General features: G+C 72.2%; 12 protein-coding genes and 1 riboswitch. Of the genes, 8 read left to right on the plus strand and 4 right to left on the minus strand.

Translation table 11 applies throughout. The annotated features are described in order from the left end of the window. Window positions 1-130: 130 nt before the first annotated feature. Complete coding sequence (locus ACFVTF_RS19420; RefSeq protein ID WP_387814944.1) at window positions 131-1,078, minus strand: ROK family protein; 948 nt, start codon at window positions 1,076-1,078, stop codon at window positions 131-133. 293 nt (window positions 1,079-1,371) lie between these two features. Here ACFVTF_RS19420 and ACFVTF_RS19425 point away from each other — a divergent pair, with 293 nt between their 5' ends. Continuing rightward, entirely contained in the window at window positions 1,372-2,652 is a 1,281-nt protein-coding gene (locus ACFVTF_RS19425; protein ID WP_387814946.1) for an extracellular solute-binding protein, read from the plus strand. Between the two features lie 63 nt (window positions 2,653-2,715). Here the strand turns inward: ACFVTF_RS19425 and ACFVTF_RS19430 are convergent, their stop codons facing one another. Continuing rightward, the gene (locus ACFVTF_RS19430) at window positions 2,716-3,066 is read right to left on the minus strand and encodes a cupin domain-containing protein (protein ID WP_063348234.1); all 351 of its coding nucleotides are present in this window, start codon (window positions 3,064-3,066) and stop codon (window positions 2,716-2,718) included. Between the two features lie 67 nt (window positions 3,067-3,133). Here ACFVTF_RS19430 and ACFVTF_RS19435 point away from each other — a divergent pair, with 67 nt between their 5' ends. After that, a complete protein-coding gene (locus ACFVTF_RS19435; protein WP_363584876.1) occupies window positions 3,134-3,394 on the plus strand; it encodes a DUF3263 domain-containing protein in 261 nt (86 codons plus the stop codon). Between the two features lie 30 nt (window positions 3,395-3,424). Beyond that, window positions 3,425-4,264, plus strand: a complete 840-nt coding sequence (otsB, locus tag ACFVTF_RS19440) for a trehalose-phosphatase (RefSeq protein WP_371517535.1) — start codon at window positions 3,425-3,427, stop codon at window positions 4,262-4,264. A 66-nt stretch (window positions 4,265-4,330) separates the two neighbouring features. Here the strand turns inward: otsB and ACFVTF_RS19445 are convergent, their stop codons facing one another. Continuing rightward, the gene (locus tag ACFVTF_RS19445; protein ID WP_387814949.1) at window positions 4,331-5,797 is read right to left on the minus strand and encodes a trehalose-6-phosphate synthase; all 1,467 of its coding nucleotides are present in this window, start codon (window positions 5,795-5,797) and stop codon (window positions 4,331-4,333) included. A gap of 50 nt (window positions 5,798-5,847) precedes the next feature. Then, window positions 5,848-6,825, minus strand: coding sequence for a glucosyl-3-phosphoglycerate synthase (locus tag ACFVTF_RS19450; RefSeq protein WP_363632276.1), 978 nt, complete (start codon window positions 6,823-6,825; stop codon window positions 5,848-5,850). 171 nt (window positions 6,826-6,996) lie between these two features. Continuing rightward, window positions 6,997-7,133, plus strand: a riboswitch (SAM riboswitch). Window positions 7,134-7,150: 17 nt separating this feature from the next. Between ACFVTF_RS19450 and thrC the strand changes: the two genes are divergently transcribed. From thrC to ACFVTF_RS19475, 5 genes are all read left to right on the plus strand, one after another. Further along, the gene (thrC, locus tag ACFVTF_RS19455) at window positions 7,151-8,431 is read left to right on the plus strand and encodes a threonine synthase (protein ID WP_371517533.1); all 1,281 of its coding nucleotides are present in this window, start codon (window positions 7,151-7,153) and stop codon (window positions 8,429-8,431) included. 40 nt (window positions 8,432-8,471) lie between these two features. Continuing rightward, window positions 8,472-8,750: a MoaD/ThiS family protein gene (locus ACFVTF_RS19460; protein WP_350877443.1), complete on the plus strand. Its 279-nt coding sequence runs from the start codon at window positions 8,472-8,474 to the stop codon at window positions 8,748-8,750. A gap of 593 nt (window positions 8,751-9,343) precedes the next feature. Continuing rightward, entirely contained in the window at window positions 9,344-9,547 is a 204-nt protein-coding gene (locus ACFVTF_RS19465) for a cold-shock protein (RefSeq protein WP_030289665.1), read from the plus strand. Window positions 9,548-9,893: 346 nt separating this feature from the next. Continuing rightward, window positions 9,894-11,516 (plus strand): chaperonin GroEL, encoded by a 1,623-nt coding sequence (groL, locus tag ACFVTF_RS19470; protein ID WP_049652341.1) that lies wholly within the window; start codon window positions 9,894-9,896, stop codon window positions 11,514-11,516. Window positions 11,517-11,611: 95 nt separating this feature from the next. Beyond that, window positions 11,612-11,968, plus strand: a complete 357-nt coding sequence (locus ACFVTF_RS19475) for a hypothetical protein (protein WP_063348227.1) — start codon at window positions 11,612-11,614, stop codon at window positions 11,966-11,968. Window positions 11,969-11,979 lie beyond the last annotated feature (11 nt).

The following is an 11,979-nucleotide window of genomic DNA, read 5'->3' on the forward strand; positions in this document are numbered from 1 at the left end:
CCCGGCTCGCTCCCGCCTCCGAGGCCGGCGATCCGGTCGCCCTCGACGGCCAGGCGGCCGCCCTCGACGACGCCGCCGGGCAGGACCAGCCGGGCGCCGGCCAGTGCGGTACGGTCACGGTCCGCGGTGGTCACGCGGTCACCTCCATGGAGAGCAGATCCCAGGCGAGCAGGCCCGCGCCCAGGGACGCGGCGGTGTCTTTGAGCATGGCGGGTACGACCTTCGGGGGCATCTGGAAGGTCAGGCGCTCGGTGACCGCCGTGCGCAGCGGGCCGAAGAGCGTGTCACCGGCCTCGGCCAGCCCGCCGCCGACGATCACCGTGGACGGGTCGAGCAGGCTCTGGGCGAGCACGATCCCGTCGGCGAGGGCGTCGACGGCGCCCTGCCAGACCGCGAGCGCGCGGTCGTCCCCGGCGTCCACCGCGGCGGCGCAGGATGCCGCGTCGGCGTCGGGGTCGCCGCTGGCCGCGGCCCAGGCACGGGACACGGCGGAGGCGGAGGCGAGCGTCTCCAGGCAGCCGCGGGCGCCGCAGCCGCACTGCGGTCCGCCCGGGCGGACCACGACGTGGCCGATCTCGCCGCCGTAGCCGTGCGCGCCGGCCTCGATCCGGCCGCCGATGCCGATGGCACCGGCGATGCCGGTGCCCAGCGCGATGAACAGGAAGCGGTCGACGCCCCGGCCGGCGCCGAGCCGGCCCTCGGCCAGGCCGCCCGAGCGCACGTCGTGGCCGAGTGCGACGGGGATGCCGGCGCGGTCGGGCCCGGCCAGGCGCTCGCCCAGGAGCTTGCGCAGCGGGAGGTCCCGCCAGCCGAGGTTGGCCGAGTAGACCGCGATGCCGTTCCTCTCGTCGATCGTGCCGGGGACGGCGACGCCGGCCGCGAGCGGGGCGACGCCGAAGCGGCCCCGGCCCTCGTCCGCCAGGTCGGCGGCGAAGTCGAGGATGGCGGTGACCACGGCGTCCGTGCCATGCTCCCGCCCGGTCGGTCGGCGTGCTTCGAACAGCACGGAGCCGTCCTGGGCGAGCAGCGCGGCCTTCATGCCGGTGCCGCCTACATCGAGTGCGATGACGTGCTTCACGGAGGACAGTTTCCCTTGGTCGGGTAGAAGAGGTCTAGTCCAGTTGTCGGATTGGTCTGGTCCAAAGTAGGTGAGCTTTGTCGCAGATGGGGGCGGTGTGAGCGGCTTTGCGCCGGGCGCCTTCCGTTCACCTTCTGTTGCGCATCGTGCAATGACGTCCGCACTTCGATAACTACTCGGCGGGCTCGGCACAGTGGTGTGGACCACCGCCCGGTGGGTTTGGCAGTGTTGCGCCTCCCCCCTCCCGGATTCCCCCGTCCGGTCGCAGTTCTCCCCTGAAGGCGGTACCCGCGTTGAACAGGCGCGCCCACGTTCCCACCCGCGTCCTCGGCACCGCGCTGGCCGGAGCACTGGTACTCACCGCCGTCAGCGCCTGCGGCGGGAAGGACGACGGGCCGGTCACCCTCAAGCTGGTCGCCGCCGACTACGGGGAGAACGCCGACACCAGCTCCAAGCTGTACTGGGACGAGATCGCGCGCGGCTTCGAGGCCGCCAACCCCGGCATCAAGGTCGACGTCGAGGTGGACAGCTGGACCGACATCGGCAAGAAGGTCGACGACATGATCGCGGCCGGCAAGTCCCCCGACCTGCTGCAGACCGGCGGTTTCGCCGACCAGGTCGCGGCGGACCGGCTGTACCCGGCCGCCGACGTGCTCTCGATGGACACCCAGGCCAATTTCCTGGACACCTTCGCGCACGCCGGGCAGGTGCTCGGCACCCAGTACGGCATCCCGTTCGTCTCCTCCTCCCGGGTGCTCTTCTACAACAAGGCGGTCTTCCGCCAGGCCGGCATCACCCAGCCGCCGGCCACCTGGAACGAACTGCGCCAGGACGCCGAGAAGATCAAGGCCAAGGTGCCGGGCGTGACCCCGTACGGGCTGCCGCTCGGGCCGGAGGAGGCGCCCGCCGAGTCCATGCTGTGGTCGCTGAGCGGCGGCGGCAGCCTCTCCGACGACGTCGGCAACTACACCATCGACAGCACCCAGAACCAGGCCACCTTCAGCTGGCTGAAGAACAACCTGGTGGCCACCGGGCTGACCTATCCGGACCCGGGCAAGATGAACCGCACCCCGGTCTTCCAGGACTTCGCGGCCGGGAAGGTCGCGATGCTGAACGGGCACCCGACGCTGCTGCGGATGGCCACCGCCGGGAAGATCGACTTCGGGACGGCGCCGATCCCCAAGAAGGACGGCGTGGGCAAGACCGGCAGCCTCGGCGTCGCGGACTGGATGATGGCGTTCAAGGCCAACGGGCACAAGAACGAGATCAAGAAGTTCCTGTCCTTCGCCTACTCCCGCGAGTTCCAGCTGAAGTTCGACGAGCAGTACAACCTGCTGCCGGTCACCCAGGACGCGTTCAACCAGATGACGTCCGACCCGAAGCACGAGGACCTCAAGCAGTTCGCGGTCGGGTTGACCAACGCCAGCTTCTACCCGTTCGGGGACCCGGCCTGGGGCGACGTCAGCAACCGGATCAAGGCCGGGATCGGGCAGGCCGTCACCGGGGACCCGAAGCAGGCGCTCGCCGGGCTGCAGGACGCGGCGGTCAAGGAGGCGGCCCGGGTCCGCAAGTGAACCCGGGCCGGGGCGCCCTCCGGGGGCGGGGTCGTCAGGGTCGGGGCCGTCGGTGCGGGCTCGTCAGGGGAGCGTGATGGCGTAGGCCTTGCGGAGCGTCTCGTGGACCGTCCAGGTGGTCCGGTCGCCCTCGCGCAGCACGGCGCAGTCGCCCGGGCCGACCTCCAGGGTCGGGCCGCCCTCGACCTCGATGGTGGCCCGGCCGCTGAGCACCACGAACAGCTCGTCGGCCTCCACGTCGGTGACCACGCCCGGGGTGATCTGCCAGATGCCGCGCAGCTGGCGGCCGTCGGGGGACTCGGAGAGGACCAGGCCGGAGACCTCCGGGGTGCCGGAGACGATCTGGGCCGGGTCGAGCGGATCGGGTTCGAGGTCGGCGGTGGGGATGTGCACGGCGAAGCTGGGCGTGGTCATACCGCCGACGCTAGCCGGGGCGGCCGGGCGCCGGAGGGCGCACAGTGTGTCCGGCTCACGCGGGAGAATGACACTCCGTAGTGATGGCGGAGGTGTCCTGGTGGGCGAGCTGAGTGAGCGGGACGTGGCGGTGCTGGCCCTGGAGGGGCGGCAGTGGCGGACGGCCGGGGCCAAGGAACGGGCGATCCGGGAGGAGCTGGGGCTCTCCTCCACCCGGTACTACCAGCTGCTGAACGCGCTGCTGGACCGGCCGGAGGCCCTGGCGCACGCCCCGGTCCTGGTGAACCGGCTGCGCCGGATCCGGGAGGCCCGGCGGGCGGCACGGTAGCGGGACGGGGCCGCGGGGTAGGGCTCGGGCATGGGCTTTGACGAGAAGTGGGCGCCGGTCACGGCTGCCGGGCGGGACGGGCTGCGGGCGATCCTGGCGGCGCCGGGTGACGCGGTGATCGCGCTGGACTTCGACGGGACGCTGGCGCCGATCGTGGCGGACCCCGATCGGGCGCGGGCGCATCCGGGGGCGGCGGCCGCGCTGCGGGCGCTGGTGCCGGCGGTGCGGGCCGTGGTGGTGGTGACGGGGCGGCCGGCCGCGCTGGCGGCGGAGTACGGCGGCCTGGACGGGCTGCCCGGGGTCGTGGTGCTGGGGCACTACGGCGCCGAGCGCTGGGAGGGCGGCGAGGTGACCGCGCCGCCGGTGCACCCCGGGGTGGCCGGGGCACGGGCGGCGCTGCCTGGCCTGCTGGCGGCGGCGGGGGCGCCCGAGGGGACGTGGCTGGAGGACAAGGGGCGCTCGCTGGCGGTGCACACCCGGCGCACGGCGGCACCCGAGGAGGCGCTGGAGCTGCTGCGGGCGCCGGTCGGCGAGCTGGCGGCCGGGCACGGGCTGGTGGTGGAGCCCGGGCGGCTGGTGCTGGAGCTGCGGCCGCCGGGGGTGGACAAGGGCGCGGCGCTGACCGGCTTCCTGCGTGAGCGCGGGGCGGCTTCGGTGCTGTACGCGGGGGACGACCTGGGGGACGTGGCGGCCTTCGCGGCGGTGGAGAAGCTGCGCGGCGAGGGGGTGGCGGGGCTGCTGGTGTGCAGCGGCGCGGTGGGGGACGCGCCGGTGCGCGAGCTCGCCGACCGGGCGGACCTGGTGGTCCCGGGCCCGGCCGGCGTGGTGGAGCTGCTCGCGGCGCTGGGCGCGGCCGTCGGCGCGGGCTGAGCCGGGCGGCGGCGCGCCGAGCGGGTTCAGCGTGCGTCGAGCCGGTTCACAGCGCGTTGAGCCGGTTCACAGCGCGTTGAGCTGGTCGAGGAACCACTGCTGCGGGGGCAGCGCGGTGGCCGCCGCCGCGAGGCGCTTGGTGCGGTCGGCGCGCTCCTCCTCGGGCATGGTGAGGCCGGCGTGCAGGGCGTCGGCGGTGGCGATGACGTCGTACGGGTTGACGGTGAGCGCGTCTTCGGCGAGTTCGGCGTGCGCGCCGGCCTCGCGGGAGAGCACCAGGGCGCAGCCGTGGTCGGACACCACCGGAACCTCCTTGGCGACCAGGTTCATGCCGTCCCGGATCGGGTTGACCAGGGCCACGTCGGCGAGCCGGTAGGCGGCCAGGGAGCGCGGGAAGTCGTCGTCGACGTGCAGGATCAGCGGCTGCCAGGCGGGGGTGGCGAACTCGGCGTTGATGTCCTCGGCGAGCCGTTGGACCTGCGCGGTGTAGGCGCGGTACTCGGCGAGGTCGGTGCGCGAGGGGTAGGCGAAGGCGATGTGCACCACCCGGTCGTGCCATTCGGGGCGGGTGCGCAGCAGGTGCCGGTAGGCCTGGAGGCCGCGGACGATGTTCTTGCTCAGCTCGGTGCGGTCGACCCGGACGATGGTGCGGCGCCCGCCGACGGCCTCGCGGAGGGCGGCGAGGCGTTCGTCGACGTCCGGGCGGTGGGAGCGTTCGCGCAGGAAGTCGGCGTCGGCGCCGAGCGCGTGCACGCCGAGCCGGGTGGTGCGGCCGGCGTGGGTGACGGTCATGGCGTCCCGGTCGACCTCGGCACCGAGCAGGTCGGCGCAGCAGTCGGCGAAGGCCAGCGCCCAGCGGCGGGTGAGGAAGCCGGCCCGGTCGGCGCCCAGGATGCCGGTGAGGACGGCCTCGGCGACGTCGTCGGGCAGCAGCCGGAAGTACTCGGGCGGGGCCCACGGGGTGTGCGAGAAGTGGCCGATCCGCAGGTCGGGGCGGGCGGCGCGGAGCAGGGCCGGGGTCAGCGAGAGGTGGTAGTCCTGGACCAGCACGGCGGCCCCGGGGGCGGCCTCGGCGGCCAGCGCCTCGGCGAAGGCGGCGTTGTAGGCGCGGTAGGCGGCCCACTCGGTGCGGAACCCGGCGTCGAAGGCGGGGGCGGTGGGGGTGGCGTAGAGCAGGTGGTGGACGAACCAGAGGGTGGAGTTGGCGACGCCGTTGTAGGCGCGGGCGAAGGTGTCGGCATCGATGTCCAGCATGCGGACGGCCTGGCCGCCCACGTCGTGCCCGGCGAGGTCGAGGCGGCCGTCCGGGGCCTCCCTGGCGGCCTGCCGGTCGGCCGCGCCGAGGGCGGCGCAGACCCAGACGGCGTCGGGGTCGTCGATGGCGGAGAGGCCGGAGACCAGGCCTCCGCCGCCGCGGCGGAGGGTCAGCGCGCCGTCGTCCGCGGTGCTGAACGACACCGGTCCCCGATTGGAGGCCACCAGGACGGGGGCGGTGCCGGTCACACTCGAACGTTCGGTCGTGAGATCGCCCATGGTTGGTACGTTGCCGGGGCTCCGGAGCGGCAAACCCTTTCGGTGGGTGTTCAGTGTCGGGTCGCGTACTCGGGCACGGTGTGCATGGGCGGGCGTTCCAGGGCGGTCACCGGGTGGGTGTGGGCGGTGAACTCCCGGCTCTGCGGGTCGCGGGTGAACTGGGTCAGCAGCGGGTGGACGAGGTCGGCCGAGGCCTTCAGCCGGTGGGTGCGGTCGAGGCGTTCCAGGGCGGTGCGGTAGATGGTCGCGGCCATCCGGCCGAGGGCCTGGCCGTCCTGGTGCCGGTGGTGCCGGACGCCGACGTCCACCTGGGCCAGGGCGTCCAGCCCGACCGTCTCCAGCGCGTCGACCAGCAGGCCGAGTTCGACGCCGTAGCCGGTGGGGAAGGGGAGCCGTTCGAGCAGCGCGCGGCGGGCCGCGTACTCGCCGCCGAGCGGCTGGACGAAACCGGCGAGTTCCGGCCAGTGCAGGTTGAGCAGCGGGCGGGCGACCAGTTCGGTGACCCGGCCGCCGCCGGCCGGGACCACCGCCCCCTCGGTCTCCAGCGGCCGGTCGTACATGGCCTTGACCAGCTGGATGTCCGGTTCGGTGAGCAGCGGGCCGAGGATGCCGGAGACGAAGGCCGGGTCGAACTCGCGCAGGTCGGCGTCGACGAAGCAGACGATGTCGCCGCGGGTGACCAGCAGCGAGCGCCAGAGCACCTCGCCCTTGCCGGGGACGGCGGGCAGCCGGGGCAGGATCGCGTCGCGGTACTCCACCCGGGCGCCGGCCCGGGCGGCGACGGCGGCGGTGGCGTCGGCCGAGCCGGAGTCGACCACGACGAGTTCGTCGACCAGCGGGAGGCGCTCCATCAGCTCGCGGCGGATGGTGCGGACGATGTCGCCGACGGTGGCCTCCTCGTCCAGCGCGGGCAGCACCACGCTGACCGTGTGGCCGGTCCGGCGCTTGGCCTCCAGCAGGGCGTGCACCGGCCGGTCGACCGCGCTCCACGAGCGGCGGCGCAGCCAGGACGCCGCCTGCGGGAGCAGCGCGGGGGTCGGTTCGGCGGGCACGGGACTCTCCTCGGCGGGGTCGGTGGGACGCGCCATCTCGCGTGGCGGACGATCCCATTCGGGGTTGACGCCTTCGGATACAGTCTTCGTACAGCGGCCGGACCTTTGCACGCCGGGGTCGCCGTTGAGCACCACCACAATTTCACATGCTCATCCAGAGGGACTGAGGGAACGGCCCGTTGACGTCCCGGCAACCTTCTCGCGCGGCTGTCTGTCGACAGGCCCCGGCGGGACAGGTGCCAATTCCGGCCTGTGGCGCGACCGTGCCACGGGGAAGATGAGGAGAGAGGCCTCCGCCATCATGGCTATCGACACTGTCGCACCCGCATCCGTGGACCTCGGCCCCGCCACCGCGCTGTCCTGTCGGGAGTGCGGCACCCGCTTCCCGCTCGGTCCGAGCTTCGCCTGCCTGGAGTGCTTCGGCCCGCTGGAGATCGCGTACGACTTCGGCAGCGAGGACGCCGAGGAGCTGCGCCGCCGGATCGAGGCCGGCCCGAGCTCGATCTGGCGCTACGCGCCGCTGCTGCCCGTCCCGGCCGACGTCGCCACCAAGCCCAACCTGAACCCCGGCTGGACCCCGCTGGTCAAGGCGGACAACCTGGGCCGCGAGCTGGGCTTCACCGCGCAGCTGCACATCAAGGACGACTCGGGCAACCCGACCCACTCGTTCAAGGACCGCGTGGTGGCCTGCGCCATCGAGGCCGCGCGGGCCTTCGACTTCACGACGCTCTCCTGCTCCTCCACCGGCAACCTGGCCGGCGCGGTGGGCGCGGCGGCCGCCCGGGCCGGCTTCAAGTCCTGCGTGTTCATCCCGCACGACCTGGAGCAGGGCAAGGTCGTCATGGCCGGGGTGTACGGCGGCGAGCTGGTCGGCATCGAGGGCAACTACGACGATGTGAACCGCTTCTGCTCGGAGCTGATCGGCGACCCGGCCGGCGAGGGCTGGGGCTTCGTCAACGTCAACCTGCGCCCGTACTACGGCGAGGGCTCCAAGACGCTGGCGTACGAGATCTGCGAGCAGCTCGGCTGGCGGCTGCCGGAGCAGATCGTCATCCCGATCGCCTCCGGCTCCCAGCTGACCAAGATCGACAAGGGGCTGCAGGAGCTGATCAGGCTCGGCCTGGTCGAGGACCGGCCGTACAAGGTCTTCGGCGCCCAGGCGGCGGGGTGCTCCCCGGTGTCGGCGGCGTTCAAGGCCGGCCAGGACGTGATCCGCCCGGTCAAGCCGGACACCATCGCCAAGTCGCTGGCGATCGGCAACCCGGCGGACGGCCCGTACGTGCTGGACATCGCCCGGCGCACCGGCGGCGCGGTCGAGGACGTCACCGACGCCGAGGTGGTGGACGCGATCCGGCTGCTGGCCCGGACCGAGGGCGTCTTCGCCGAGACCGCGGGCGGGGTGACCGTCGGCGTGCTGAAGAAGCTGGTGGAGACCGGCCAGCTGGACCCGGCCAAGGAGACCGTCGCGATCAACACCGGCGACGGCCTGAAGACCCTGGACGCCGTCGCCGGGTCCGGGATGACCGCCGTCATCCGCCCGACCCTGGCGTCCTTCCACGACGCCGGCCTCGCGTCCGCCTGAACACCCCCCACCCCGCTGGGCCCCGTCCGCTAGGAGAACCATGAGCGCCAACGTCCGTATCCCCACCATCCTGCGCACCTACACCGGCGGCGCCGCCGAGGTGGCCGCCGAGGGCGCCACCCTGGGCGAGGTCATCGCCGACCTGGAGAAGAACCACGCGGGGATCTCCGCCCGCATCCTGGACGACGCCGGCAAGCTGCGCCGCTTCGTCAACGTCTACGTGAACGACGACGACGTGCGCTTCGCCGAGGGCCTGGCGACCGGGATCGCGGACGGCGCCAGCGTCTCGATCATCCCGGCGGTGGCCGGCGGCTGCTGAGCCGCGCCCCGATCGATCCGGGCACCCCGCCCGAGCCGTTCGTCCGACCGGCCGTCCGCGCGTACGGAATTCCGTTCTCCGTACGCACGGGCGGCCGGCCGCATTTCGGCGGGAATATGGCGGGGTCAAGTCGGAGTAGAGTGTGGCTCGGTTGGGAACAGGGCTTCCCCTCATCCTCACCCGCGAATCACCCGCGAATCGCCGGACGGTCGTCCGGCCGCTGAGACCGGTCGGGTGCCCGGGCCGTGAAACATGTCAGGCAGATGTCAGAATTCCCGCGGGGATTTGTAGTAATCCGTCCGCTATGTCCGGCGTGAAATGCCGAATTCCTCCCGCTTTGGCCCGTCCTGCCCCTTGGCGCGGTGCCGGAATTCCCCGCAGCTGACCCTGTTGCAGAGGGCGTCGATCCGGATACATTCAGCCGCGGTCGACGTAATCACCCGCTCACAGGGCGCCGTCAGGCACCCCCGGCGGAGGATTGCGGCGTGCACGGCTGCGCCCAGGGGGGGTTCCCCGGGCCGGCCTTCAAACCAGACCCGGGCCCGCGACCTGCGGGCGCGTGAAGGGCCAGCACAGCACTAGGGGAGTTCGGAATGGCTCAGGGCACCGTCAAGTGGTTCAACGCGGAGAAGGGCTACGGCTTCATCGCGGTCGACGGTGGTGCGGACGTCTTCGTCCACTACAGCGCGATCCAGATGGACGGCTACCGCACCCTCGAGGAGGGCCAGCGGGTCGAGTTCGAGATCTCCCAGGGACAGAAGGGCCCGCAGGCGGACATGGTCCGCGCCGCGGTGTGACCCCCTTCCGACCCCAGGAGCTCGGCGCGGCCCACGGCTGGTGACCACTCGCTTCTCGGCGGGCCCGTACGACACGTGTCGTGCGGGCCCGTCGGCGTTCCCCGGCGGGGAGTTGCGCGGGTCGGCGGGAGCGCCCCGGACGGCTCGCGGGATCGCGATTGGGCTTGCACTCGACCACCCGGAGTGCTAATCATTGGCGTTAGCACTCACAGCGTGAGAGTGACAGCGGACCGGGTCGGTGAGGCCCCCGGGAGCGGTAGGGGAAAGGACCCCCGCACACCAGGGCCGTCCGTCGCGGGCACCCCTTGGTCCGAGCAGTCGACCGTGTCCCGGAGGACCACTTCTGATGGCCAAGATCATCGCCTTTGATGAGGAAGCTCGCCGCGGCCTTGAGCGTGGCATGAACCAGCTCGCCGACGCAGTGAAGGTCACGCTCGGCCCCAAGGGTCGCAACGTCGTGCTGGAGAAGAAGTGGGGCGCCCCCACGATCACCAACGACGGTGTCTCCATCGCCAAGGAGATCGAGCTCGAGGACCCCTACGAGAAGATCGGCGCGGAGCTCGTCAAGGAGGTCGCCAAGAAGACCGACGACGTCGCGGGTGACGGCACCACCACCGCCACCGTGCTGGCCCAGGCCCTGGTGCGCGAGGGTCTGCGCAACGTCGCCGCCGGCGCCAACCCGATGGCCCTGAAGCGCGGTATCGAGAAGGCCGTCGCCGCCGTCTCCGACCAGCTGCTGGCCCAGGCCAAGGACGTGGAGACCAAGGAGCAGATCGCCTCCACCGCCTCCATCTCGGCCGCCGACACCCAGATCGGCGAGCTCATCGCCGAGGCCATGGACAAGGTCGGCAAGGAAGGCGTCATCACCGTCGAGGAGAGCAACACCTTCGGTCTGGAGCTCGAGCTCACCGAGGGCATGCGCTTCGACAAGGGCTACATCTCCGCCTACTTCGCGACCGACCTGGAGCGCATGGAGGCGACGTTCGAGGACCCCTACATCCTCATCGCCAACTCCAAGATCGGCTCGGTCAAGGACCTGCTGCCGCTGCTGGAGAAGGTCATGCAGAGCGGCAAGCCGCTCGTCATCATCGCCGAGGACGTCGAGGGCGAGGCCCTGTCGACCCTGGTCGTGAACAAGATCCGCGGCACCTTCAAGTCCGTGGCCGTCAAGGCCCCGGGCTTCGGCGACCGCCGCAAGGCCATGCTCGGCGACATCGCCATCCTCACCGGTGGCACCGTGATCTCCGAGGAGGTCGGCCTCAAGCTGGAGAACGCCGGCATCGACCTGCTGGGCACCGCCCGCAAGGTGGTCATCACCAAGGACGAGACCACCATCGTCGACGGTGGCGGTGACAGCGAGCAGGTCGCCGGCCGCGTGAACCAGATCCGCGCCGAGATCGAGAACAGCGACTCGGACTACGACCGCGAGAAGCTCCAGGAGCGCCTCGCCAAGCTGGCCGGCGGCGTGGCCGTCATCAAGGCCGGCGCGGCCACCGAGGTGGAGCTCAAGGAGCGCAAGCACCGCATCGAGGACGCCGTCCGCAACGCGAAGGCCGCCGTCGAGGAGGGCATCGTCGCCGGTGGTGGCGTCGCGCTGCTGCAGGCCGGTGTCGCCTTCGACAAGCTGGAGCTGGAGGGCGACGAGGCCACCGGTGCCAACATCGTCAAGGTCGCGCTGGAGGCCCCGATCAAGCAGATCGCGACCAACGCCGGCCTGGAGGGTGGCGTCGTGGTGGAGAAGGTGCGCAACCTCCCCGCCGGTCACGGCCTGAACGCGGCCACCAACACCTACGTCGACCTGATCGCCGAGGGCATCATCGACCCGGCCAAGGTGACCCGCTCCGCGCTGCAGAACGCCGCCTCCATCGCGGCGCTGTTCCTCACCACCGAGGCCGTCATCGCCGACAAGCCGGAGAAGGCCGCTGCGGCCGCCGGCGGCGGCATGCCGGGCGGTGACATGGACTTCTGATCCTGATCGCACCGATCGGATCGGCTGGTTCCTGATCGTGTGGGCGGTTCCCTTCGGGGGGCCGCCCACACGGCGTTCTACCGGAGAATGGACAGATGGCTTCCGACGACATCGAGACCGCGCTGCACAACGCGCGGGCGCTGATCCTGGCCGACCTCACCGCACGGGACGTGGCGGACGCCGCCGTCGTCTCCCTGGTGGAGCAGGCCGTGACGCACCGCCGCTGGTGGCTGGAGCAGTGGCCGGACGGCACCGAGTACGTGCTCGGGCTGGTCGCCCAGGACGTCCAGGACGCGCTGCTGGAGGCGTACGGGCGCTGGCCGCTGTGCACCGCCTGCGCCGCCGACGGGGACCCGCACGCGCTCGGCGTGGAGCCGGAGCTGGGGCCGGAGCCGCACTGGGTGTGCGGCAAGCAGGGCGCGGTGGTCGCGCCGGTGGGGGAGCTCTCCTAGCCTGCGTCCGG

It is taken from the genome of Kitasatospora sp. NPDC057940 (genome assembly GCF_042887425.1).
Classification (GTDB): domain Bacteria; phylum Actinomycetota; class Actinomycetes; order Streptomycetales; family Streptomycetaceae; genus Kitasatospora.